Genomic DNA, 24,055 nt, shown 5'->3' on the forward strand with positions numbered 1-24,055 from the left:
TCCCATCGACACGCTTCATCATTGCCCTCACCGTCATTACGGCGCGGCCCGGAGGCGCTCTTTCGGCAGCGAAGCTGGTCATCCCATGCCGGTCGTGCGCGAAGCCATCGGACTTCATGCAGTAATCCGACGGCCTCGCCATGCGATTCCGGCCTGCGCCGGAATGACGACGGTGTGTTGTGGTTGATCCTGTCGAACCTCTACTCGCGGAGATCCGCGCCTGCCGCCTGTGCGAGGCGCATCTGCCGCTGGGCCCGCGGCCGGTGCTGCAGGCGTCGGCCACGTCGCGGTTGTTGATCGTCAGCCAGGCGCCGGGACGCAAGGTGCATTTGAGCGGGGTGCCGTTTGACGATGTGAGTGGCGATCGCCTGCGCGAGTGGCTGGGCATCGATCGCGACACGTTCTACGACGCCGGCCGCGTGGCGATCGTGCCGATGGGCTTCTGCTTTCCCGGCAGCGGCCGCGGTGGCGACCTGCCGCCGCGGCCGGAGTGCGCGCCGACCTGGCACCCGCCCCTGCTGCCGTTGTTGACGCAGGTGCGACTGACCCTGGTGATCGGGCAGTACGCGCAGGTAGGCATGCTGGGTACGGCGCGGGCCGCCTCGCTGACCGACACCGTGCGCGCGTGGCGCACGCACCTGGCCCACGGGTTGCTGCCGCTGCCGCATCCCAGCCCGCGCAATCGACCGTGGGTGATGCACAACCCGTGGTTCGAGCAGGAGCTGCTGCCGGTGTTGCGCGAACGCGTGCGGTTGCTGCTGCGCGACGTCGATGCGGATTGAAGCGGCGCTGCAGCGCGCCTTGCCGGTCGGGCGCCGATTCATCTAACCTGCCTAGGCTTTGTGGCCACGGGGTGTTCCCTCGGCCTTGCCTGGGGAAAACCAATATGCGGGTTATCGGTCGATGAGCATCAAGCTCCGTCTTGTGGCGATGAATTTTTTGCAGTTTTTCGTGTGGGGAGCCTGGCTGATCACCATCGGCGCGTACTGGTTCCAGTACCGGCACTGGTCGGGCGCGCAGTTCGGCGCGATCTTCTCGACCATGGGCATCGCCTCGCTGTTCATGCCGTCGCTGATGGGCGTGGTGGCGGACAAGTGGCTCAATGCGGAAAAGCTCTACGGCCTGCTGCACATCGGCGGCGCGGTGGTGCTGTTCATCGTGCCCTCGATCGACAACCCGGGCACATTGTTCTGGGTGATGCTGCTGAACATGATGTGCTACATGCCGACGATCTCGCTGGCGATCGCGGTGGCGTACAACGCGCTGAAGACCAACGGCGCGGACGTGGTGCTGGTGTTTCCGCCGATCCGGGTGTGGGGCACGATCGGTTTCATCGCCGCGATGTGGATGGTGAGCCTGCTGCACCTGGAAACCTCCGGCGGCCAGTTCTACGTCGCCTCCGGCGCGTCGCTGCTGCTGGGCCTGTATGCGTTCACCCTGCCGAAGTGCCCGCCGCGCCTGCGCGGGCAGGCGCACACGTCATGGCTGGATACGCTGGGGCTGACCTCGTTCGCGCTGTTCAGGAACAGCAAGATGGCGATCTTCTTCGTCTTCGCCATGCTGCTGGGCGCGGCCTTGCAGCTGACCAACGCCTATGGCGATACGTTCCTGCATGACTTCGCCAACGTCGATGCGTACAAGGGCATGCTCGCCGTGCGCTATCCGGCGATCATCATGTCGATCTCGCAGGTTTCCGAAACGCTGTTCATCCTGGCGATCCCGTTCTTCTTCAAGCGCTTCGGCATCAAGACGGTGATGCTGATCAGCATGCTGGCGTGGGTGCTGCGCTTCGGCCTGTTCGCCTACGGCAACCCGGGGCCGGGGCTGTGGATGATCGTGATGTCGTGCATCGTGTACGGCATGGCATTCGACTTCTTCAATATTTCCGGCTCGCTGTTCGTCGAGGAGCAGAGCGACCCGGCGATCCGCGCCAGCGCGCAGGGTCTGTTCATGCTGATGACGAACGGCATCGGCGCGATCCTGGGCAGCTCGATCAGCGGGGTGATCATCGACCTGTGGTTCACCCATGCCGACGGCAGCAAGGACTGGCCCGGCATCTGGACGACGTTCGCGTCGTACTCGCTGGTGGTGGCCGTGCTGTTCGCGATTTTCTTCAAGCACCGGCACGTGCGGGCCGTGGTGGTGCAACCCACGGAAGGCGCCCTGCACGGCTGACGGTGACGGCGGGCGGCGGGTGTCGCCTGATTGTTATTGCGAATCATTATCATTTAAGATGCGGGTCCCCACAGGAGGCCCCGCATGTCATTTTCCGTTCGTCCACTCGTTTTTGCCTGCGCGCTCGCGCTCGCCGGCATTGCCCACGCCGCGGACCAGAAGGACGCCGTAGCGCTGAAGCGGGTCGAGGTTTCCGCCAGCACGCTGCGCATGCCGCAGAGCCAGGGCGCGCTGCCGACCACGATCACGGTCATCACCCAAGAGGACCTGCGCCAGCAGCTGGCGCTGACGCCGGACCTCGGCGACGCCATCGGCAACCTGGTGCCGTCGTTCTCGCCGTCGACCCAGAAGCTGAGCACCCGCGGCCAGACCCTGCGCGGACGCAACCCGCTGTACATGGTCGACGGGGTGCCGCAGTCCAGCCCGCTGCGCAACGGCTCGCGCGATGGCTACACGATCGACCCGGCGATGATCGAGCGGATCGAGATCGTGGAAGGCTCCAATGCGATGCAGGGCCTGGGCGCGGCCGGCGGCATCATCAACATCATCACCAAGCAGGCGCCCAAGCAGGACGGCGTACGCCAGGAAGTCACCGTCAATACCAGCGCACCGACCCGCGGCGGCGACGGCCTGGGTTACGGCGCGGCGTACCTGCTGGGCGCGCGCAGCGGCACGTTCGACATGGTGGTGGGCGCGTCGTGGCGCCAGCGCGGCATGTATTCGGACGCGAAGGGGCGGCTGATCGGCGTCGACGGCACCCAGGGCGACCTGATGGATTCGAAAAGCAGCGACGGCTTCGCCAAGTTCGGCTACGAGTTTGCCGGCGCGCGCCATCTGCAGTTGACCGTCAATCGCTTCGACCTCGACGGCAACGGCAACTACACCGCGGTGCCGGGCGACATGGCCGCCAACCTGCCGACCACCTCGACACGTGGCAGGCAGCCCGGCGATGCGCCGCGCAACCGCGTGCTGACCAGCAGCCTCGACTACCGCGACCCGCAGCTGGCCGGCGGCGAGCTGCGCGCGCAGCTCTACCATCAGAAGAATCGCGAACTGTTCGGCGGCGGTCGCTTCGCCACTTTCCAGGACCCCGCCTACGGCCCGAACCTGTTCGACCAGTCGCAGAACGTGTCGACCAAGGACGGCGCGCGGCTGTCGTGGTCCAAACGCGGCCTGCTCGACGACAAGCTGACCGTGCTGGTCGGTGCCGACGGTTATCGCGATACCACCTTCCAGGCACTGACCCATACCGGCCGCCACTGGGTGCCCGACAGCACCTACACCGGCTGGGCGCCGTTCCTGCAAGCCGAATACTGGCCGCTGCAGACGCTGTCAGTGTCTGGCGGTCTGCGCCAGGAGCACGGCACGCTCGACGTGCCGACCTTCCAGACGCTGGCGGCGTACAACGGGGTCACCGTGCAGGGCGGCTCGACCGGTTTCAAGAAGACGCTGCCGAACTTCGGTGCGGTCTGGTATCTCACCGGCCAGCTCAACGTGTTCGCCAGCTACGCCGAGGGCTACACCCTGCCCGACGTGGGTCGCGTGCTGCGCGCCATCAACAAACCTGGCCAGGACGTGGCCGGTTTCCTCGGGCTCAAGCCGGTGGTGTCGGACAATCGCGAACTGGGCATCGACTACAGCGGCGATCGTTACGGCGCGCGGGTGAGTTACTACACCTCGCGCTCGAAGCTCGGCTCGGTGCTGGTGTTCGACGCGCCGAATCAGGTCTACAACGTGATGCGCCAGCGCGTGGCGATCAGCGGTTGGGAGGCGCGCGCGAACTGGCAGCCGGTCGACGGTGCGCTGCTCAACGCGTCGTTCGCGATCAATCGCGGCCGCTCCGACCGCAACGGTGACGGCCAGGTCGACTCCGATCTCGACGGCGCGAACATCGCGCCGAACCGGCTCAACCTGTCGTGGACGCAGCGTTGGAACGATGCACTGTCGAGTTACCTTCAGCTGAGCCATGCCTACAGCCGCGACTTCGCCACGCTGGGCCGGCGCAGCGCGCACTTCGACGGCTACAGCACCGCCGACGCCTACGTGAAATGGCACACCGATGCCAGCGGCGACTGGACGCTCGGCGTGCAGAACCTGGCCAATACGCAGTTCATCAATTACGTCTCGCAAACGGTCGGCGACAACGACTCGTACTTTGCCGGCCGCGGCCGCGTGCTCTCGCTGACCTGGCAGCAGGTGTTTTGAACGCGTCCGCCACAGCCTCCCCGGCACAGCCGCCGTGGCGATTGCGCGGACGCGTGCGGCAATGGATGCAGCGCCTGCACCTGTGGCTGGGGCTGAGCGTCGGCCTGGCGTATGCGCTGATCGCGCTGAGCGGCAGCGTGCTGGCGTTCCAGCAACCGTGGCTGCGTGCCGCCTATCCGCAACTCGCCGCGCATGCCCTGCCCGATGCCACGCAACGCGCGGCAGTGCTGACGCGCATCGCCGACGAGTGGCAGCCGCGCGGCCTGCGCGCGGCGGACCTGCCGCTGGCCGGCCTGCCGGCGTGGCAGCTGTATTTCAAGGATGGCACGCGGCGCTACCTGGATCCGGCCGAAGGCAGCCTGTTGCTGACCCGCTCGCGCAACGGCGACACCTTGCAGTTCCTGCACTACTGGCATACCCACCTGCTGGCCGGCAAAAGCGGCGAGCATGTGCTGGGCGTGATCGGCTGGCTGGCGCTGTTCCTGCTGGTATCCGGCCCGCTACTGTGGTGGCCGGGGCGGCGCCACCTGCTCGCCAGCCTGCGCCCGCACGCGCAGCCGCCGACCCGGCGCTGGGCCAGCTGGCATCGCGGCGCCGGCATCCTCAGCCTGCCGCTGCTGGTGCTGGTGAGCCTGACCGGTACCTTGATGATCTACGGCGCCGGCACCGCACAGGTGCTGCGCAGTGCGTTTGGCGACCCGTCGAAAACAACCGCGCCGCCAGCGCTGGCCGCACGCGCCGCGCCGATCGACTGGAACGCCGTACTGATAGCCGCGCAACGGGCCATGCCGGGCGCGGCGCTGCACCGGGTGACGCTGCCGACCGCACGCAATGCACAGGTCGTGATCCGCGCGCAGGCGCGTGGCGAATGGCATCCGGTGGGGCGCAGCACGATCTGGCTGGATCCGTACACGGCGAGCGCGCTGGCCAGCGATGATGCCACCCGCGACGGCACCGGCACGCGCATCAACGATGCGATCTATCCGCTGCACGCCGGCCGCGTCGGCGGCTGGGCATGGCAGCTGGCGGTGGCGCTTGCCGGGCTGTTGCCGCTGTTCTTCTTGGTGACCGGGTTCCTGTTCTGGCGCGCACGCACGCGCCGGCGCAACTGATCGCGAGCGCGCGCCGCGCACCGCCGGCAGGGCAATCGTGCGTGCGCGGCGGCCCGTGGCTCAGTGCAGCACCGTGCTGGACACCACGCGGTTTCGGCCAAACGATTTGGCCGAGTACAGCGCCGCGTCGGCGGCCTTCATCCAGCTGCTGAGGTCGTGGCACTGGCTGCCGTCGAACAGGGCCACGCCGATGCTCACCGTGATGTGGTCCAGCAGCACCGTGGCCGGCAGGGGCAGCGCGGCCACGCCCGCGCGCAAGGTTTCGGCCAGGCGCAGACCGGCCTCGGCGCCCAGCCTGGGGCACAGCACCGCGAACTCCTCGCCGCCGATGCGCGCCACGTGACCCGTCGCGGCCACGGCACGGTTCAGGTATCCGGTAACCAGCGACAGCACCCGATCGCCTTGCGGATGGCCGGCGCTGTCGTTGACCTGCTTGAAGTGATCGAAGTCGATCAGCATCAGTACGTGCGGTTGACGCGATGCGTGACCGTCACCCAGCAGGGCCATCGCGCGCTGCATGAAGGCACGACGATTTTCGATGCCGGTCAGCGGATCGCGCAGGGTCTGGATGCGCAGCTCCGCCGCATGGCGGCGCTGGGCGCGCAGCAGCAGGTACAGCAGGCCGACGATCAGGATCAGCGCCACGCTCACGCCCTTGACGACCATGCCGATCAAGGCCTGGTGCTGTTGCGCCTCGGTGCGCTCGGCGGCTTGTGCGCGGGCGGTCTTGAGCGCCAGATCCTGCAGCCGGTTCTGGTGCTCCAGCGTCCGGATGCGCAGCTCCCTCTCGCGGCCGGCATAGCGGGTTTCCAGCGCCGCCTCGTCCGCACGCAGCGCCTTGGCATTGTGCTCGCCCAGCAGGCGGATCGCTTCGCGCGCGTCGACCAGCGCCTGCGCGGAATGACCGGCCCGCTCGTTCATCTGGCTGCGCCGCGCCAGCAGGTCCGGCAGCAGGCCGTCCATGCCGGCGGCGCGGGCGTCGGTGACGGCGATGCTGATGGTAGACAGCGCCAGCGCCGGCTGGCCGAGGGCGGCGTAGTCGGTGGCGATGTTGGCGCGCGAGACCAGCGCGTCGCTGACCCGGCCGGTGGCCAGCTCCTGCGCCAGCGGGGTCTGCGACAGCGCCAGCGCCTCGCGGACGCGACCGGTTTTCAGGTACATGCGCGCCATGTTGTCGCCGACCATCACCACCAGCTGGTCCATGCCGATGCTGGCGAAGTGCTGGCGCGAACGCTGGTAGAGCTCGATCGCGTTCTCCGCCTGGTCCAGGTTGGCGAAGTTGATGCCCTGGTCGTTCTCGGCCTGGGCCAGGCCCCAGGTGTCGCCCAGTTCGCGATAGGCGTCCTGCGCCTTCTCGCACAGCGACAGCGCGCTGCGCGCCTTGTCGCTCATGGCATAGGCATCGCACAGGTTGTAACTGGCCCAGGCGCGCACGACGGGGTTGCTATCGTTCTGCACTTTCGCGGCCGCGCGCAGGGCCTCGCTGATGCCGTCGCCGATGCCGGTGGCGATCAGCTGGCGCGAACGCAGGAAGCCGGCCGATGCCGCCGCCAGGGAGAAGTGCTGCGCGCTTGCCAGGCTGTCCAGCCGCAGCACGGCCTCGGTCAGCGCGGTGTCGTCGTTGACGTTGACCGCGGCGGTGCCCATCAGCCACAGCAGGTCGCGTTCTCGCGCGGACGACGCGCTGTCGCCCAGGTGATCGAGCTGCTGGCGCATGTCCGCGATCAGGCCGCGCGGATCGGACTCGGTGCGATAACGCAGTGCATCGCGCTCGGGTACGACAACGCGTGCGTGCCCTGGCAGCGCCAGCAGGCACAAACAGATCAGCAGCATGCCCCGCATGGCGGCCATCCCCTGGCGTGCACGAACATCTGCCATTCTGCGGCATGCCGCGGGGCAAGCAAAGACCCGCCGCCGCGCACGGCATCGCCGCCCGGGTGCTGCCGTTACAATGGCCGGATGCGCATCGGCCCCTACCTGATCGACCCGCCCGTGGTGCTGGCCCCGATGGCCGGCGTCACCGACAAGCCGTTCCGCCTGCTGTGCAAGCGGCTGGGCGCGGGCCTGGCCGTGTCGGAAATGACCAACGCCGATCCGCGGCTGTGGCATACGCGCAAGTCGCTGCAGCGGATGGATCATGACGGCGAGCCCGAGCCGGTCAGCGTGCAGATTGCCGGCTACGACCCGGCGATGCTGGCCGAAGCCGCGCGCTTCAACGTGGCCAACGGCGCGCAGATCATCGACGTCAACATGGGCTGCCCGGCCAAGAAAGTGTGCAACGTGTGGTCCGGCTCCGCCCTGCTGCAGGACGAACCCTTGGTGGCGCGCATCGTCAAGGCGGTGGTCGACGCGGTGGACGTGCCGGTGACGCTGAAGATCCGCACCGGCTGGAATCGAGACAATCGCAACGCCCTCAACATCGCCCGCATCGCCGAGGATTGCGGCATCGCCGCGCTGGCGGTGCACGGGCGCACCCGCGCCGACAAGTACGAAGGCGACGCCGAGTACGACACCATCACCGCGGTGAAAGCCGCCGTACGCATTCCGGTGCTGGCCAACGGCGACGTGAACACGCCGCAGCAGGCGCGCCACGTGCTCGACGTCACCGGTGCCGACGCGCTGATGATCGGCCGCGGCGCGCAGGGGCGGCCGTGGATCTTTCGCGAGATCGCGCACTTCCTGACCACCGGCGAACTGCTGCCCGAGCCGGCGCCGGCCGAAGTCGCCACGATCCTGCTCGGCCATCTCGAACAGCTCTACGCGTTCTATGGCGAACAGGCCGGCGTGCGCATCGCGCGCAAGCACCTGGGCTGGTACGCGAAGGACCGCCCGGAGAACGCGGCGTTCCGGCAGGTGGTCAACCGCGCCGAATCGGCCAGCGAGCAGCTGCGCCTGACCGGCGACTACTTCGCCGCACTCGCCGCCGGCGAACGCCTGGCTGCCTGAGCGATCCTTGTCGAGCGTGACGGCTCCGCCCGTCACGTGCACGTCGTTACGCACCCATCGCATCGCCAGGCGTCATTTGACTTTGGACGTCCATACGTCTAATTTCGAAACGCTGATGGTAGTCATCCCGATGCATATCGGGTAGTGACCTCAAGGGAAGCCGGTGCGAATCCGGCGCTGCCCCGCAGCGGTATGTGGAAACGACCTCCGTCACAGGCACTGGACCCGACACGTCCGGGAAGCGACGGACAGTAGGCCGCGCAATACGTCCACGAGCCCGAATACCTGCCTCAGCCTGAAGCGCACGAATGCGCTTCTGCCCGACCTGGCGTTTCCGCGGGGGAACACCGGAGCCCGTGCGCTGCCGCCCTTCGTGGCCGTGGCGATGGCTTCGCGTCTCCCCGCGTCGACACCGGTTCGCCCGCGGGGGCGAAGGTCAACGGCGCGGCAGTCATGTCGTCCACCCTTCGTTCCTCTTTGCCCATCATTGCAGGAGGAATTTCCATGTCACTCGTTACTTTTTCAGGCTTTCCACGCATCGGCCTAAAGCGCGAACTCAAGCGCGCGCTCGAATCCCACTGGCGCGGCGCCATCGGCGGCGAAACCCTGCTCGACACCGCCCGCCTGCTGCGCGCACGGCACTGGCGGCTGGCGGTCGATGCCGGCGCCGATGTCGTGCCCTGCAACGATTTCAGCCTGTACGACCAGGTGCTGGACACCGCCGTGCTGTTCGACGCCATTCCGGCGCGCTATCGACCGGTGTTTTCCGGCAGTGCGCTGGACGGCTATTTCGCGATGGCACGCGGCCACAAGCGCGACGGCCACGACCTGCATGCGCTGGAGATGACCAAGTGGTTCGACACCAACTACCACTACCTGGTGCCGGAACTGGAGGCCGGCCAGCGCTTCGCGCTCGCCTGCGACAAGCCGCTGGCCGAATTCATCGAGGCGCGTGAACTCGGCCACCGGGCACGCCCGGTGCTGTTGGGGCCGGTGTCGTTCCTGCTGTTGTCAAAGACGGTGGATGGCAGTGACCGCCTCGCCCTGCTCGACGCTTTGTTGCCGCCTTACGTCGAGCTGCTGGGACAACTGGCCGATGCCGGTGCCGACTGGGTTCAACTGGACGAGCCCTGTCTCGTGCTGGACCTGGACAATGACGACCGCGCGGCGTACCGCCGCGCCTATGCGGCGCTTGCTGCGGCGCGCACGCCGCGCCTGCTGCTGGCCAGCTATTTCGGCGCGCTGGGCGACAACCTGGCGCTGGCCGTCTCGCTGCCGGTGGACGGGCTGCATGTCGACCTGGTGCGCGCATCGGAACAGCTCGATGCCGTGCTGGATGCGCTGCCGGCCAGCTTCATCCTGAGTGCCGGCGTGGTCGACGGCCGCAACATCTGGCGCAGCCGCCCCGAACGCGTGCTGCCGCTGCTGCGCAAGGCACAGGCATGCCTCGGCGACGAGCGCCTGTGGCTGGCGCCGTCATGCTCCCTGCAGCACGTGCCGATCGATCTCGAGGCGGAAACCGCACTCGATCCGAGGCGCCGCGCGCCGATGGCGTTCGCGCGGCAGAAGCTGGAGGAACTGCGCGTCTACGCCGATGCCCTCGCCGATCTGCCTGAGGCCCACGCCGCGCTCGCCGCGCAACAGGCCCTGCTGGACACGCAGGCGCACGCGCCCGGCGTGGTCAATGCCGGAGTGCGCAACCGCCTACGCACGCTCAGCCCGCAGGCCACGCTGCGCCGGTCCGCCTACCCGACGCGCCGGGCGACCCAGTCCGAAACGCTGGTGTTGCCGCCGCTGCCCACCACCACCATCGGTTCCTTCCCGCAGACCGACGCACTGCGCCGCGCCCGTGCCGACCACCGCGCCGGCAAGCTCGGCGACGATGCCTACGACAGCCTGCTGAAGGCAGAGGTCGAACGCGTCGTGCGTTTCCAGGAGCACGTCGGCCTGGATGTGCTGGTGCATGGCGAGCCCGAGCGCAACGACATGGTCGAGTACTTCGGCGAGCAGCTGGACGGCTATCTGTTTACCAAACTGGGCTGGGTACAGAGCTACGGCTCGCGCTGCGTCAAGCCGCCGGTGATCTACGGCGACATCGCCCGTCCCGCACCGATGACCGTGCGCTGGTCGGGGTACGCGCAATCGCTCACCGACAAGCCGGTGAAGGGCATGCTGACCGGGCCGGTGACGATGCTGCAGTGGTCGTTCGTGCGCGACGACCTGCCCCGCGAAACCGTCTGCCGGCAGATCGCGCTGGCCCTGCGGGATGAAGTGCATGACCTGGAAGCCGCGGGCATCGGCGTGATCCAGATCGACGAACCGGCGCTGCGCGAGGGCCTGCCACTGCGCCGCGCCGACTGGCTGGCCTATCTCGCCTGGGCGGTGGAATGCTTCCGCATCGCCGCCGGCGGCGTGCGCGACGCCACGCAGATCCACACCCACATGTGCTACTCGGAGTTCAACGACATCATCGAGGCGGTGGCGGCGATGGACGCCGACGTGATCTCGATCGAAACCAGCCGTTCGCGGATGGAACTGCTCGACACCTTCGTGCGCTTCCGCTATCCCAACGGCATCGGTCCGGGTGTGTATGACATCCACTCCCCGCGTGTACCCGACGCGGCGGAAATGCTCGACCTGCTGCACAGGGCACTCGACGTGTTGCAGCCGGAACAGCTGTGGATCAATCCCGACTGCGGCCTGAAGACCCGCGGCTGGCCCGAGGTGGAGCTGGCGCTGGGCCACATGGTAGCTAGCGCGCGCCAGCTGCGCCGTGAACTTCAGCTGCCGGCGTGATCAGAGGCGCCCCTTCTGCAGCGATAGCGGGAGGGGCGCACCGGCAACCCCGGCCGGCCGCGCGCTTGCCAGCCGGCACAACGAAACTGAACAGCCGTCCAAACGGCTGAACATGCGCCGAACCCGGTGGACACCCGAAACACTCCGGGCTGCAAAATCGGACCCGGCCATGTATCATGCCCGACTTCATTTATCTTTCTATCCGTACAAAGGGATATATACCGCGATGTCCAACTACCTGTTCACGTCCGAATCGGTCTCCGAAGGCCATCCGGATAAAGTCGCCGACCAGATCTCCGATGCCGTGCTCGACGCGATCCTCGCGCAGGATCCGCGCGCCCGCGTCGCCTGCGAAACCATGGTCAAGACTGGCGTGGCGATCGTCGCCGGCGAAGTCACCACGAGTGCGTGGATCGACCTGGAGGCGCTGACCCGCAAGGTGATCGTCGACATCGGCTACAACTCCAGCGAAGTCGGTTTCGACGGCGAGACCTGCGGCGTGCTGAACCTGATCGGCAAGCAGTCGCCGGACATCAACCAGGGCGTGGACCGCAAGAACCCGGAAGACCAGGGCGCGGGCGACCAGGGCCTGATGTTCGGTTACGCGACGAACGAGACGAAGGACATGATGCCGGCGGCGATCTACTACTCGCACCGCCTGGTCGAGCAGCAGGCCAAGGTGCGCAAGAAGAAGAACTCGCCGCTGCCGTGGCTGCGCCCCGATGCCAAAAGCCAGGTCACCCTGCGCTACGAGCACGGCGTCGCCACCGCGATCGACGCCGTGGTGCTGTCGACCCAGCATGATCCGGACGTCAAGCAGAAAGACCTGATCGAAGCCGTGCGCGAATACATCCTCAAGCCGGTGCTGCCGGCCAAGTGGCTGCACAAGGGCACCAAGTTCCACATCAATCCGACCGGCAAGTTCGTGATCGGCGGGCCGGTGGGCGACTGCGGCCTGACCGGCCGCAAGATCATCGTCGACACCTACGGCGGCTGGGCCCGTCACGGCGGCGGTGCGTTCTCGGGCAAGGATCCGTCGAAAGTCGATCGTTCGGCCGCCTACGCCGCGCGCTACGTGGCCAAGAACATCGTGGCCGCCGGCATCGCCGACCGCTGCGAAGTGCAGGTGAGCTACGCGATCGGCGTGGCGCACCCCACCTCGATCTCGGTCACCACGTTCGGCACCGGCAAGATCAGCGACGACAAGATCGAGAAGCTGATCCGCAAGCATTTCGACCTGCGCCCGTACGGCATCCTCAAGATGCTCGACCTGATCCACCCGATGTACCAGCAGACCGCCAGCTACGGCCACTTCGGCCGTACCCCGCAGAAGGTCAAGGACGCCAACGGCAACACCTACACCACGTTCTCGTGGGAGCAGACCGACCGCGCCGAGGCGCTGCGCAAGGATGCCGGGCTGAAGTAAGCCGATCTCGCGCGCTGCAAACGAACGGGCCGCCTTGTGCGGCCCGTTTTTCGTTGCCGTCGAATGGTTTGCTCAGCGGCCCTGCTCTTGGTTGGCGGATTCAAGCCAACCGCGCACGGCGAGTTCCGGCGCAAGCTTGTCGACAGCGGTCAGCCCACGCAAGGCGCGCGTCTTCCAGCCCGGCCCGCGCGACAGCAGATCGCTCCACGCTTCACGCGCCGCCCAGTCGGAACCCTGCTGGTAATACGCGAACAGCGCCGCGCTCTGGCGCAGGTCCTTGTTCGACTTTGCCGCGCGGGTTGCGCCTCGCTCACCGGCCACGATCAGTTTGTGCATGGCGTAACGCAAAGGATGCGGCACGTTGACCACTACCGCACCGTCGGTACAGAACAGCACCGCCTGCTGCACGTCCTGCAGCAGATACTCCATGAACTTCAACGGCTGCAGCGTGATCCCCAGCTGCGCATGCCGATAGGGCTTGCCGCCACGGTGTTGCGGTGTGATGAAGTCCAGCTGGAAATCCGGATCGCGCGGGCTCAGCCACGTACCACCGACCTTGCCATCCGAACTGCCCAGCGGCAAAAAGCCCATCTTCAGCGAGTCGATCGCGGCGGGTGTGTCGATCTCGATGTTCGCCGGCAGTGCAATCGCCAGCTGCTTGCCGGCATGGGCGAAATCGACGTCCTGCGTGCGCGAGGTATCGCCCCAGCTCACGCCCAGCATGTTGCCGAACGCCAGGAACGCATGCGTGCCCACCAGCACCCCGCCCGCACGAAAGAAGCCGTAGTCCGACAGCCGACGGATTACCCGGAAATGCGGCACCAGCACCGGCGCGCAGCCCAGCGCGATGGCCGAGCGTGACAACGGTTCCAATGCCGCAGTCGGTCGACCGTCACCGTGCTGTGCGATCAACTCGCGCACCTGCGGCGAATCCGGGCCCACGTAGAACTGGCGCAGGCGACCGGACAACTCGGTGTACTGGAAATACCAGTAGACGTTTCCCTTCACCGTCTTGCTGGCAAACGAACCGCGCAGGTTGGCCACTGACCGCGCCAGCTCAAGCGCCTGCGCGGCATCCAGCAGCTGGGCATAGGCTGTTTGCGCAGACAACGAAAGCGATGTGTAGTGATTCATGGCGGTTATACTAGTTTTTATCTTTACTTAGTATAACCAGACCCGTTGGCGGATCAATGCACGGTCTCAAGTGGCCAAGCTTTCAGTCGATGCTTCAGGTCCAGCGGCGCCAGGCCAAACGCCTCGCGCACGCGATCGGAAGGGAACCCCACATCCTTCGGCTTGATCACCACCATTTCAGCCAGACGGCAGGTCAGATCGCGTGCCGAACACGCCTTGTCATGCCACAGATCGCTTTCGATCTGATACGCGAACTGGTTCAACGTGCCCAGAACCGAACGGGAGCTGCTCGCGGCCAATTCCATGTCACGCATCGATTCGGCTTCCACAGCCGCCATATCGGCCGGGATATCCAGATAAAGCAGCGCCTTGAACAACGCTTGACCGAAGCGCTCAGGAATGAGCGCATACGGCGCCGCGTCGATCACCACGCCCATTCGCGTCGGCTCGCTCACCGCCAGCACGAGCTGGATGCGCGATACACGGATCAGATTGGCCGTCCATTCGCCAAGACGGTTCTTCGCCCGCGCAGGCTCGACCACCGGTCTGGCTTTCATCGCCTTGAGAAGTTTGGCCGTGCAGCGCAAGACGGTCATCGCAGGGGCCTTGCGACCTTCATGCGCCGATCGCCTGGCCGGCGTACAGCGGCAGCAGGCTTTTCAGCGCATCGAGGTTGTCGCCCTGGATCAGCAGGTTGCCGCTGGCGGCATCGCCGACCTCGGCCAGCGGTTCCAGCAGGCGATACGGCACTTTCTTGGCGGCGTCCTTGGCCTTGCGGTCGCCGAGCCAGTTCAATTCGGGCATGCGGTGTTCTCTTGGCTATTCATGGTCATCATTCGTTTCGGTCGGATTCTCGATCGCCTTGAGCACGCCGCGCGCCAGATACTGACGACCCCATTGGCGACCGCTGGTTTCCTGGATCAATCCGGCCTGCTCCAGCTCGGCAAGCGCGGCGCGCGCGGTGGGGTCGGACACACCGAGCAGCACCTTCACCCGCGCCGCGTTGATGTGCGGATTGGCGAACAGCTCGTCGACAAGCGCCAGCGCCTTGGGCGACTCGGCAACCTTGCGGCGCATGCTCTCGCGCAGATCCATCAACTCGCGCGCCTGTCGCGCTGCCCGCCGTGCGCTCCAGTTCACGCCGGCGAGAAAGTAGTGCAGCCAGCCGTTCCAGTCGCCATGGGTGCGGATGCGCTGCAGGCTGTCGTAGTAGCCGCGCCGCTCGCGTTCGATGTATTCGGACAGGTACAGCAGCGGCTGGCTGAGACGCTCGCGCTCGATCAGGAACAACGTGATCAACAACCGGCCGACGCGACCGTTGCCGTCGAGAAACGGATGGATCGCCTCGAAGTGCTCGTGGATCAACGCGCACTGAATCAGATCAGGTAGCTCGTCGCGCCGGTGCAGGTAGCGCTCCCAATCACTGAGCGCCTGCTTCATCTCCTCGACCGGCGGCGGCACATAGAACGCACTGGCCAGCGTGCTGCCCGGCGGCCCGATCCAGTTCTGGCTGCGTCGGAAGCGACCCGGCGTAGCCGTTTCGCCGCGCACGCCGTGCAGCAGTTTCTCGTGCAGCTCGCGTACCAGCCGCAGCGAGAGCGGCAACGTGTCGAGCCGCTGCACGCCGTGCTCCAGCGCCGTGACGTAGTTGCGCACTTCCAGCACGTCGTCGGCTGGCACTTGCGGCGATTGCCCGGCCTCGTCGGCGAGCAGGTCAGTGATGCTGGCCTGGGTGCCTTCGATACGCGAGGACAGCACCGCCTCACGGCGCAGATAGGGCGCAATCAGCAAGTGCGGATTGGGCAGCTGACGACCAAGACCGGACAGTTCACTAAGCGCGGCATCAGCACGTGACAGCGCAAGCACCAGCGCATGATCGAAATCGACTCGGGGAGGCAGAGGCGCTGGCACGAAGGCCGGCGGGCCCTGTGGGGTGCGTACCACGCGGCCGGCTTCGGCTGACTGAAAGTCCGCAGCATCCACGGTCCGGTTCCTTATGCGGCGGTTGATCCAAATGCTGACTCTAGAGAGCTTTGAAAGAAATAACAATAAATCTTTCAATAAGATCGGAGCTCTGAAACGCGGCTTTCAAAGTGGCAACCGCTACAATGGGCCGATGTCTCTTATCCAATTGCAACGCGTCGACTTCAGCATCGGCGGCCCGCTCCTGCTCGAACACGTCGATCTGTCGATCGAGGCGAACGAGCGGGTATGTATCGTCGGCCGCAACGGCGAAGGCAAATCCACCTTGATGAAACTGATCGCCGGCGAGCTGCATGCCGACGATGGCGAGGTGCGCATCCAGAATGGCGTCGTGGTGGCGCGGATGGCACAGGAGGTACCGCAGGACACCGCCGGCAGCGTGTTCGATGTGGTGGCCGAAGGGCTGGGCGATCTTGGCCGGTTGTTGGCGCGCTATCACCATCTGTTGCACGAGCTGCACACGCCTGCCGATTTCGAGGCGCTGGGCGACGTGCAGCATGAGATCGAAGCACAGCACGGCTGGGATCTGGACCGGCGCGTCGAAGAGGTGCTGACCCAGCTGGAACTGCCCGGCGACACCGACTTCGCCGCGCTGTCCGGTGGCATGAAGCGGCGCGTGCTGCTGGCCCAGGCGCTGGTGCGCAAACCCGACGTGCTGTTGCTGGACGAGCCGACCAACCACCTGGACATCGAGGCGATCGGCTGGCTGGAAAGCTTCCTCAAGCAGTTCGCCGGCAGCATCCTGTTCGTCACCCATGACCGCAGCTTCCTGCGCGCGCTGGCCACGCGCATCGTCGAGATCGATCGCGGCGCACTGACCGACTGGCCGGGCGACTACGACAACTACCTGCGCCGCCGCGAGGAGCGCCTGCACGCGGAGTCACAGGCCAACGCACTGTTCGACAAGAAACTGGCGCAGGAAGAAGTGTGGATTCGCCAGGGCATCAAGGCCCGGCGTACCCGCAATGAGGGCCGCGTGCGCGCGCTGAAGGCATTGCGCAACGAGCGCGCCGAGCGGCGCAACCTCACTGGCAACGCGCGCATGACGCTGGCCAATGCGCAGGCGTCGGGCAAGAAGGTGATCGACCTGCAGCATGTCCACCAGGCTTACGGTGGCCGCGTGCTGATCGACGACCTGACCACCACCATCATGCGTGGCGACCGCATCGGCATCATCGGCCCGAACGGCGCCGGCAAGAGCACGCTGCTGAAGATCATGCTGGGCGAACTGACCCCGCAACGCGGCACGGCGGAAATCGGCACCAGCATCCAGATCGCCTACTTCGACCAGCATCGCCTGCAGCTCGACAACCGCCTCAGCGCGGTGGACAACGTGGCCGAGGGTCGCGAGTTCATCGAGCTCAACGGGCAGCGCAAGCACATCATCGGCTACCTGCAGGATTTCCTGTTCTCGCCCGAACGCGCGCGCGCACCGATCACCCGATTGTCCGGTGGCGAGCGCAACCGCCTGCTGCTGGCCAAGCTGTTCGCGCAGCCATCCAACCTGCTGGTGATGGATGAGCCGACAAACGACCTGGATGTCGAAACGCTGGAGCTGCTGGAAGAATTGCTGACCGATTATCAGGGCACCCTGCTGCTGGTGTCGCACGATCGCGCGTTCCTCGACAACGTGGTATCGAGCACGCTGGTGCTGGAAGGCGAAGGCCAGGTCGGCGAATACGTCGGTGGTTACACCGACTGGCTGCGCCAGCGACCCGGTGCCCGCAGCGCGACGATAGCCAAGCCGGCGGCGCCAGGCGCGGCGTCCGTTGCCGCGCCAGCGGAGTCCAGGCGCAAGCGCAGCTTCAAGGAACAACATGAGCTGGAACAGTTGCCCAAGCGCATCGAGCAACTGGAAGGCGAGATCGGCAGAAACAGCGCGGCGATGAACGAGCCCGCCTTCTTCCAGCAGGACAGCGCCACCATCGTCAAGGCGAACGAGGCACTCGCCACGCTGCAGGCGGAACTCGACGCCGCCTACGCGCGCTGGACGGAACTGGACGGCTGAACGCCCGGCCATTCGCGTCGCCGAAGCGGCGGCGCGGCGGCGCGGCGGCGCGGCGGCGTATCATCCGTGCATCAACCTGGGGACGATCGCCATGTATACGCTGTACTACAGCCCCGGCTCGGCCAACATGCTGGTGCATCTGATCCTGCTGGAATGTGGCGCACCGTACACGCTGGAGCGGGTCGACCTGGACGCCGGCCAGCAGCGCAGCGCGGCGTATCTTGCGCTGAATCCGAACGGCGTGGTGCCCACCCTGGTGATCGACGGCGTGCCGCACGGCGAAGCGGCGGCATTGGCGACGCTGCTGCTGGAGCGCCACCCCGATGCCGCGCTGGCACCGGCCGCGGACGACCCGCAGCGGGCCGACTATCTGCAGTGGATGTTCTACCTGGCCAACTCGCAGCAGTCGCTGTTCCGGCAGTGGTTCTATCCCGGCGACCATCTCCCCGCGGCCGCCGACAGTATCAAGGAGGCCGCTCGCATCGGCATCGAGGCGGGCTGGTCGCGCATCAATGCGCACCTGGCTACGCATGGCCCGTATCTGCTCGGCAACCGCTTCAGTGCGGTCGACCTGTATGTGCTGATGTTGATGCGCTGGTCGCGCAATATGCCGCGCCCGGCAACAAGCTGGCCGCACCTCGCCGAGCTGGCCGCACGATTGAAGGCCCGTGCCTCATGGAAACAGCTGTGCGCTGCCGAGGGTCTGGTCGAGTGGGCCTGAGCAGATGAGCACCGCACCCGGCGCCGATGCCTGGGCCGTCTATCTGCTGGAATGTGCCGACGGCCGCGTCTACACCGGTATCGCCCGCGATCCCGAACTGCGCTACGCCAAACATCTCAGCGGCAAAGGCGCGCGTTTCACCCGCTCCAATCCGCCACGCAAGTTGCTCGGCTGGGTCTGGGTTGCCGGTCACGGCGACGCGCTGCGGCTGGAAATTGCGTGGAAGCGGCTGCCACGCAATGAGCGGATCGCGGCGTTGCGCGCGAGCCTGCAAACTGCGGCGCATCCTGTGCGCGATGCTCTTTCGTGACATGACCGAAGAGCATCGCGCTCGTGGTGTTCTCCTACAGCGGCAACCAGAGTTGCGCCATGACACCGGGTGCGTCGCTGCGCGCGGAAAGGCTGACGCCGCCTTCGTGAGCTTCGGCGATCTGCCGAACCAGTGCGAGACCGATGCCTGAACCGCCCGGCTTGGTGGTGAAGAACGGCACAAACAGATTGTCGCTGCCGGGAAGGCCGGGGCCGTCGTCGAGTATTTCGATCAATACGCGCTCGCCCTCGGCGCGCCAGCGCGTCACCACCCGCCCACCCGTCATCGAGCTTGCTTCGACGGCGTTGCGCAGCAGGTTGATCAGCGCCTGTTCGAGCTGGTCGGGATCGGCCTGCACATGCAACGGCGCGCCCGCGTCCACTTGCACGTCCGTGCGTTGTTCCAGCCGCGCCACTGTCTGCACCAGTGCGGCCAGGTCGAACTCGCGTTTCTGTGGCGGTGGCAGCGCAGCGAGCCGGCTGTAACCGGCGAGGAAGCGCGCCAGCGATTCGGCGCGATTGCCGATCACCTGCAGGCCGCTGCGTGAATCCTCGCGCCAGTCGTCGGCCAGCGGCTCGCGTTCGATCAAGGTCGCCAGCGTGCCAGCCAGCGAGTGGATCGATGCCAGCGAGTTGTTGACCTCGTGGCCGAGCACGCGGAGCAGGCGTTGCCAGGCCTGGCGTTCTTCTTCGCGCAGCACGCGGCCCACATCGTTGATCACCAGCAGCTGGCCGCTGCGACCTTCGTTGCGCAATGGCGCATGGCGGATGTCGAAGCGACCGCTGCGACCGGGGAAGGTGTGCTTGATCACACGCGCATCCGGCGCAGCCAGCAGCGCGTCGAGCGCAAGCTCGCTGGCCTGCCGACCGATCAACGTGCTCCGATCACCGGCGAGCAGGCGCTGCGCCGCCGGATTGAGCAGACGCAGGCGCACGTCGTGGTCGAACACCAGCACCGCGCTGTCCAGCGCGGCCAGCGTCTTGCCGAGCAGGCGCGAGGAATCCTCGAATTGCAGGCGTTCCTGCTGCAGGCGATCGGCCAGTGCATTGACGTCATAGATCGCATCGCCGAGCACACCGCCCCGCACGCCGCGCATGCTGTAGTCGCCTTCGCGCAGCGCCTCCAGCAAACCGGCCAGCGTGTATAGCGGATACACCACGCGCCGATGCTGCCAGCGTGCGATCAATGCGGTGGCCACCATCACGGCGATCGCCAGACTCCAGCACAACACGCGATCGGGGATACCGATCAGCAGCAGCACCGCGATGCCGATCAGTGCAGGCAGAGCCACCAGCCAGCCGCCGAGCAGAACCCGGCGCTCGAACGCCGGCATGCGCGCGCGATGCCGACGTGCAGACGGCATCGAAGGTTCAATCGGCATCGTCAGCCGAAGGGTCGCGCAGTGAATGCTTTTCCAGTCGCCGATACAACGTCTGCCGCGTGATGCCGAGCGCATCGGCGGCGTGCTGCAGGTTGCCGTGATGACGTTCCAGCGCACGCCGCACAAGATGCGCCTCAGCCTGGTCGATGGTCATGCCGTCGATATCCTGTGCGGATTCCATTCCTGCCGGACCGGGACCAAACGCCAGTGCCGAGTCGCTGACCAGGTCGTGTTCGGCCAGCAACGCGGCGCGCTCCATCAGGTGACCGAGCTCGCGCACGTTGCCCGGCCAGCGCCACGCCAGCAGAGCGCGTTCGGCCGATGGCGCCAGCCTCAGATCACTGCGGCCATAGCGTGCGGCGCTGCGTGCGAGGAAGCTGCGCGCCAGCGGCAGGATGTCGGCACTGCGCTCGCGCAGCGGTGGCAGACGGATCTCCAGCGTATTGAGCCGGTACAGCAGATCCTTGCGGAAGCGGCCCGCTTCCACTTCGATGGCGAGATCCGCATTGGTAGCCGAGACCAGCCGCACGTCGGTGTGCTGCGTGCGCGACGAACCGAGCCGCTCGAACTCGCCATCCTCCAGCACGCGCAGCAGCTTCGGCTGCTGCGACGGCGGCACGTTGCCGACCTCGTCGAGGAACAGCGTGCCGCCGTCGGCCAGCTCGAAGCGGCCGATGCGCTCGCTCTTCGCGTCGGTATACGCGCCGCGCACGTGGCCGAACATCTCCGACTCGAACACGTTCTCGGCGATGCCACCCATGTTGACCTTGACCAGCGCCCGCGCCGCGCGGCGCGACTGTGCATGCAGCTGCTGCGCGATGACGCCCTTGCCGGTGCCGTTCTCGCCCAGTACCAGCACGTTGGCGTCGCTGGGCGCGACCCGCGCCACCAGCTCCATCACCCGCCGCATCGCCGGCGATTCGGCGATCAGCGCGTCGTTGCCGCCGCGCAGCAGCGCGTTCTCCGCTTCCAGCCGACGCTGCCGCCGCGCACTCTCGCCCAGCGCGATCTGCGTGCGCACGATGCTGAGCAGACGCGCGTTGTCCCACGGCTTCTCGATGAAATCGCCGGCGCCGCGGCGCAGCGCATCCACCGCCAGCGGCACGTTGCCCCACGCCGTCATCACCACCACCGGCAGTTCCGGCGCGTGTTGGCGCAACTGATCGAGCAGGGCCAAGCCCTCTTCGCCCGAGGTAGTGTCGCGGGTGTAGTTGAGGTCGATCAGCGCGCAGCCGAAATCGCGCTGACGCACCGCCTCCAGCGCTGCCGCCGGGCCGTCCACGCCGGTGCTCGTGATGCCCTCGGACTTCAGCAGCAGGCGCAGCGCCTCACGCACGTCAGCCTGGTCGTCGACGAGCAATACGGTGGAAGAAGCGGTCGATCGCGCCATGCTGTTGAAAGATTCCTGCGGGGTGGAATGAAGAGCGCGCGCCGATCGCGGTGGGCTCACTCGCAACTCAAGGCTACCAGCGGATCGACCCGCAGCGCGCGAATCAGCGGCAGCAGACCCGCCAGCAGGGTGATGACCACGATCACCAGCACCACAGGCAGGAATACCGTCATGTCGTGGGCCCGGGTTTGCAGGCCCGAATCTGCCAACAGACCCGACCACGGCCAAGCCAGCAGCAAGCCCACGCCAAGACCCAGGCCGAGTTGCCAGATCAACTGTCGACCCACCGTGCCCACGATCGCGGCAGAGCCGGCGCCGATGGCGCGGCGAATGCCGATTTCGCGCGTGCGCTGCGCCACCGAGAACGCCAGCACGCCGTAGAGTCCCGCTGCCGCCAGCAGCAGCGCCACCAGGCCGAGCGCACCGAATACCGCGGTCAGCACCACCAGATGCACGCGCCCGGCGGCGATCGCCGTTGCCTGGCTGCGCGGTACGTACACGGCGGCCTGTGCGTCCACGCTGCGCACGATCGCGTTGAGCCGTGCCGCAAACACCAGCGGATCACCATGCGTGCGCAGCGCCAGACCTACGCTTGCCAGCGGCGAAGATCCGGCTGACTGCTGCAGTGGCATCAGCAAGCCCGGCAGTGACTTCTCCAACTCGTTGTCCATCTGCAGCGGCTCGATCACTCCGATCACCGTCCTCGTGCTGGCATAGGACTGGCCCGGATACAGCACCACACGCTGCCCCACGGCGTCGCGCCCCGGCCACAACGCCTGCGCGGTTTTCCGGTCGATCACCGTCACCGGCAGGCTGTCGGCGCGATCACGTATATCGAAGAAGCGGCCCTCGGCCAGGTGCACCCCGTACGTGCCGAGAAAATGGCTGTCGACGATACCCATCTGCGCCCACGGCCAGCCGTCGGCCGGGCGCGCCTGGCCCAGTGCGGAAATCGTTTCGTGGCTGCCCAGCTGTGCGCCGGGCACGGTATTGGCCGCCGTCGCGTCGAGCACGTTGCCGTCGGCACGCAACTGTTCGGTCACGCTGGCAAAGAAGCGCAAGCGCTGCTTGTCATCGGCATACGCCTTGGTCGGCAACGCGACTTGCGCAGTCAGCACATGGCTGGCAGCGGTACCGCCGGCCAGCGGGGCCGCGAACAACGTATCCAGTGAACGGATGAAGGTACCCGCGCCGACCAGCAGCACCACGGTGAGCACGATCTCCAGCACCACCAGCGACTTCGCCACTCGAGCGAACGCGCCGCCGGATCCCTTGCTGCCCTCGCGCAACGCGCCGGACATGTCGGCATGCGCGGCGCGCCACGCCGGAATCAGCCCGGTCAGCGCGGTCGTGAGCAGCGCAAGAACCACTGCAAACGCCAGCACGTTGCCGTCGATACCCATGTGCTGCAACTTGCTGGCCGAGCGACCCACTCCCAGGTATTCCGTCACCAGCCAGCGCTTGCCGAAATGCATCATCGGCAAGGCCACGCCGAAAGCCGCTGCGGCCAGCAACAAACTCTCCGCCAGCACACCGGCCATCAACCGCCCGCGGCTGCAGCCCAGGGCGCTGCGCAAGGCTAGCTCACGGCGGCGATTCAAGGTTTGCACCAACTGCAGGTTGGCCACGTTGACGCAGGCGAGCAGCAGCACCATGGCACCGGCCGCAAACATCAGCCATACCCAGTGGCGCACGTCCTCGGGCACGAATTGCACGCCCAGCGGCTTTACCGTCAGACGCATTTGCGCATCGGAGGCGGCTGCGCCATGACGCAGGCTCGCATTCAGCGCGTCCAGCTGCTGACGCACCTCGGTCAGGCTGACACCGGGCCTGAGCCGGGCCACCATCGCCACGTCCTCGTGCTCGCCGGCGCTCAACGGCAGCGGCATCCACAGCTGGCTGGCGTAGGGGAAATCGAAATCCTTCGGCATGACGCCGACCACCGTGGCCCAGTCGCCGTTCACCCTCACCGCGCGGCCCAGCACGCCCGGATCGGCGTTGAAATCATGCCGCCACAAGGTTTCGCCCAGCAGTACCACGGGCGCAGCACCCGGCTGATCGTCGGCCGCGCTGAACGCGCGCCCGAGTATCGGATGGATGCCGAGCATGTCCATCATCGACGCAGTCCAGCGCGTGCCGTCGAGCCGGATCGGGCCCTTGCCGCTGTCCAGGCTGATGCCCATGGGCAGGTAGGCGCCGTCGGATGCCACGCCCTGCAGGCGCCCCTGCCGCTGCAGGTAGTCATCGCTGTCGAGGTCATAGATGCCGATGCCGCGGTCGGTCGTCGCGCCGATCGCCATCAGCCGATCGGCCGGCGCAGGCAGCGGATGCACGATCAGCGTATCGATCAGGCCGAACAGGAACAGCAGCACACCCAGCCCCACGCCAAGCACACCGGCCGACAGCGCGGCGTAGCCGGGCCGCTTCATCAGGCGCCGCCAGGCGTTGCGAAATTCACGCACGAACAT

Annotated in this window: 18 protein-coding genes and 1 riboswitch; of the genes, 10 read left to right on the forward strand and 8 right to left on the reverse strand. The window is 66.7% G+C overall.

From position 1 onward, the window contains the following. Window positions 1-179 precede the first annotated feature (179 nt). The 4 genes from EAH75_RS10890 to EAH75_RS10905 all read left to right on the forward strand — a co-directional run bounded on the left by EAH75_RS10890 (window position 180) and on the right by EAH75_RS10905 (window position 5,492). The gene (locus EAH75_RS10890; RefSeq protein ID WP_140805455.1) at window positions 180-782 is read left to right on the forward strand and encodes a uracil-DNA glycosylase family protein; all 603 of its coding nucleotides are present in this window, start codon (window positions 180-182) and stop codon (window positions 780-782) included. Between the two features lie 121 nt (window positions 783-903). After that, complete coding sequence (locus EAH75_RS10895) at window positions 904-2,175, forward strand: nucleoside permease (RefSeq protein WP_140805456.1); 1,272 nt, start codon at window positions 904-906, stop codon at window positions 2,173-2,175. 84 nt (window positions 2,176-2,259) lie between these two features. Further along, window positions 2,260-4,380 (forward strand): TonB-dependent receptor, encoded by a 2,121-nt coding sequence (locus tag EAH75_RS10900; protein WP_140805458.1) that lies wholly within the window; start codon window positions 2,260-2,262, stop codon window positions 4,378-4,380. Further along, a complete protein-coding gene (locus EAH75_RS10905; RefSeq protein ID WP_241668932.1) occupies window positions 4,377-5,492 on the forward strand; it encodes a PepSY-associated TM helix domain-containing protein in 1,116 nt (371 codons plus the stop codon). The genes EAH75_RS10900 and EAH75_RS10905 overlap by 4 nt, the downstream gene beginning before the upstream one ends. Before the next feature lie 60 nt (window positions 5,493-5,552). Here the strand turns inward: EAH75_RS10905 and EAH75_RS10910 are convergent, their stop codons facing one another. Further along, on the reverse strand, window positions 5,553-7,334 hold the full coding sequence (locus EAH75_RS10910; RefSeq protein ID WP_140649416.1) for a GGDEF domain-containing protein: 1,782 nt from the start codon (window positions 7,332-7,334) through the stop codon (window positions 5,553-5,555). A gap of 117 nt (window positions 7,335-7,451) precedes the next feature. Here EAH75_RS10910 and dusB point away from each other — a divergent pair, with 117 nt between their 5' ends. From dusB to metK, 3 genes are all read left to right on the forward strand, one after another. Then, window positions 7,452-8,438 carry a tRNA dihydrouridine synthase DusB gene (gene dusB / locus EAH75_RS10915; protein WP_140649413.1) on the forward strand — a complete coding sequence of 329 codons (987 nt, stop codon included), beginning with the start codon at window positions 7,452-7,454 and terminating at the stop codon, window positions 8,436-8,438. A 98-nt stretch (window positions 8,439-8,536) separates the two neighbouring features. Further along, a riboswitch (cobalamin riboswitch) is annotated at window positions 8,537-8,745 on the forward strand. A gap of 197 nt (window positions 8,746-8,942) precedes the next feature. Further along, window positions 8,943-11,234 (forward strand): 5-methyltetrahydropteroyltriglutamate--homocysteine S-methyltransferase, encoded by a 2,292-nt coding sequence (gene metE, locus EAH75_RS10920; protein ID WP_140649411.1) that lies wholly within the window; start codon window positions 8,943-8,945, stop codon window positions 11,232-11,234. A gap of 226 nt (window positions 11,235-11,460) precedes the next feature. Next, entirely contained in the window at window positions 11,461-12,660 is a 1,200-nt protein-coding gene (metK, locus tag EAH75_RS10925; RefSeq protein ID WP_140649409.1) for a methionine adenosyltransferase, read from the forward strand. Window positions 12,661-12,732: 72 nt separating this feature from the next. Here metK and EAH75_RS10930 read toward each other — a convergent pair whose 3' ends face one another. From EAH75_RS10930 to EAH75_RS10945, 4 genes are read right to left on the reverse strand one after another with little or no spacing between them, the layout of a single operon-like run. After that, window positions 12,733-13,794, reverse strand: coding sequence for a GSU2403 family nucleotidyltransferase fold protein (locus EAH75_RS10930; protein ID WP_140649407.1), 1,062 nt, complete (start codon window positions 13,792-13,794; stop codon window positions 12,733-12,735). A gap of 53 nt (window positions 13,795-13,847) precedes the next feature. After that, window positions 13,848-14,390: a DUF6933 domain-containing protein gene (locus tag EAH75_RS10935; RefSeq protein WP_140649405.1), complete on the reverse strand. Its 543-nt coding sequence runs from the start codon at window positions 14,388-14,390 to the stop codon at window positions 13,848-13,850. 19 nt (window positions 14,391-14,409) lie between these two features. Continuing rightward, on the reverse strand, window positions 14,410-14,598 hold the full coding sequence (locus EAH75_RS10940; RefSeq protein ID WP_193557773.1) for a hypothetical protein: 189 nt from the start codon (window positions 14,596-14,598) through the stop codon (window positions 14,410-14,412). 15 nt (window positions 14,599-14,613) lie between these two features. Then, window positions 14,614-15,777 (reverse strand): Fic family protein, encoded by a 1,164-nt coding sequence (locus EAH75_RS10945; RefSeq protein ID WP_140649403.1) that lies wholly within the window; start codon window positions 15,775-15,777, stop codon window positions 14,614-14,616. A gap of 133 nt (window positions 15,778-15,910) precedes the next feature. Here EAH75_RS10945 and EAH75_RS10950 point away from each other — a divergent pair, with 133 nt between their 5' ends. The 3 genes from EAH75_RS10950 (at window position 15,911) to EAH75_RS10960 (ending at window position 18,816) form a co-directional block, all read left to right on the forward strand. Further along, window positions 15,911-17,785: an ATP-binding cassette domain-containing protein gene (locus EAH75_RS10950; RefSeq protein ID WP_140649401.1), complete on the forward strand. Its 1,875-nt coding sequence runs from the start codon at window positions 15,911-15,913 to the stop codon at window positions 17,783-17,785. 91 nt (window positions 17,786-17,876) lie between these two features. After that, entirely contained in the window at window positions 17,877-18,506 is a 630-nt protein-coding gene (locus EAH75_RS10955) for a glutathione S-transferase family protein (RefSeq protein WP_140649398.1), read from the forward strand. 4 nt (window positions 18,507-18,510) lie between these two features. After that, entirely contained in the window at window positions 18,511-18,816 is a 306-nt protein-coding gene (locus EAH75_RS10960) for a GIY-YIG nuclease family protein (protein WP_140649396.1), read from the forward strand. Window positions 18,817-18,850: 34 nt separating this feature from the next. Here the strand turns inward: EAH75_RS10960 and EAH75_RS10965 are convergent, their stop codons facing one another. The 3 genes from EAH75_RS10965 to EAH75_RS10975 are packed head-to-tail and all read right to left on the reverse strand — an operon-like array spanning window position 18,851 to window position 24,055. After that, on the reverse strand, window positions 18,851-20,179 hold the full coding sequence (locus EAH75_RS10965; protein WP_240046141.1) for a sensor histidine kinase: 1,329 nt from the start codon (window positions 20,177-20,179) through the stop codon (window positions 18,851-18,853). Window positions 20,180-20,186: 7 nt separating this feature from the next. Next, window positions 20,187-21,587: a sigma-54-dependent transcriptional regulator gene (locus tag EAH75_RS10970; RefSeq protein WP_140649393.1), complete on the reverse strand. Its 1,401-nt coding sequence runs from the start codon at window positions 21,585-21,587 to the stop codon at window positions 20,187-20,189. Window positions 21,588-21,643: 56 nt separating this feature from the next. Next, on the reverse strand, window positions 21,644-24,055 hold the full coding sequence (locus EAH75_RS10975; RefSeq protein ID WP_140649391.1) for an ABC transporter permease: 2,412 nt from the start codon (window positions 24,053-24,055) through the stop codon (window positions 21,644-21,646).

Origin of the sequence: Rhodanobacter glycinis (assembly GCF_006438785.1) — a bacterium.
Classification (GTDB): domain Bacteria; phylum Pseudomonadota; class Gammaproteobacteria; order Xanthomonadales; family Rhodanobacteraceae; genus Rhodanobacter; species Rhodanobacter glycinis_A.

What these genes read in the sequence shown, in the direction of transcription:
- EAH75_RS10895 (WP_140805456.1), top strand. Translation starts at nt 904, where the DNA reads ATGAGCATCAAGCTCCGTCTTGTGGCGATGAATTTTTTGCAGTTTTTC.
- EAH75_RS10900 (WP_140805458.1), top strand. Translation starts at nt 2,260, where the DNA reads ATGTCATTTTCCGTTCGTCCACTCGTTTTTGCCTGCGCGCTCGCGCTC.
- EAH75_RS10910 (WP_140649416.1), bottom strand. Translation starts at nt 7,334, where the DNA reads ATGCGGGGCATGCTGCTGATCTGTTTGTGCCTGCTGGCGCTGCCAGGG.
- dusB (WP_140649413.1), top strand. Translation starts at nt 7,452, where the DNA reads ATGCGCATCGGCCCCTACCTGATCGACCCGCCCGTGGTGCTGGCCCCG.
- metE (WP_140649411.1), top strand. Translation starts at nt 8,943, where the DNA reads ATGTCACTCGTTACTTTTTCAGGCTTTCCACGCATCGGCCTAAAGCGC.
- metK (WP_140649409.1), top strand. Translation starts at nt 11,461, where the DNA reads ATGTCCAACTACCTGTTCACGTCCGAATCGGTCTCCGAAGGCCATCCG.
- EAH75_RS10930 (WP_140649407.1), bottom strand. Translation starts at nt 13,794, where the DNA reads ATGAATCACTACACATCGCTTTCGTTGTCTGCGCAAACAGCCTATGCC.
- EAH75_RS10935 (WP_140649405.1), bottom strand. Translation starts at nt 14,390, where the DNA reads ATGACCGTCTTGCGCTGCACGGCCAAACTTCTCAAGGCGATGAAAGCC.
- EAH75_RS10940 (WP_193557773.1), bottom strand. Translation starts at nt 14,598, where the DNA reads ATGCCCGAATTGAACTGGCTCGGCGACCGCAAGGCCAAGGACGCCGCC.
- EAH75_RS10950 (WP_140649401.1), top strand. Translation starts at nt 15,911, where the DNA reads ATGTCTCTTATCCAATTGCAACGCGTCGACTTCAGCATCGGCGGCCCG.
- EAH75_RS10955 (WP_140649398.1), top strand. Translation starts at nt 17,877, where the DNA reads ATGTATACGCTGTACTACAGCCCCGGCTCGGCCAACATGCTGGTGCAT.
- EAH75_RS10960 (WP_140649396.1), top strand. Translation starts at nt 18,511, where the DNA reads ATGAGCACCGCACCCGGCGCCGATGCCTGGGCCGTCTATCTGCTGGAA.
- EAH75_RS10965 (WP_240046141.1), bottom strand. Translation starts at nt 20,179, where the DNA reads ATGCCGTCTGCACGTCGGCATCGCGCGCGCATGCCGGCGTTCGAGCGC.
- EAH75_RS10970 (WP_140649393.1), bottom strand. Translation starts at nt 21,587, where the DNA reads ATGGCGCGATCGACCGCTTCTTCCACCGTATTGCTCGTCGACGACCAG.
- EAH75_RS10975 (WP_140649391.1), bottom strand. Translation starts at nt 24,055, where the DNA reads ATGTTCGTGCGTGAATTTCGCAACGCCTGGCGGCGCCTGATGAAGCGG.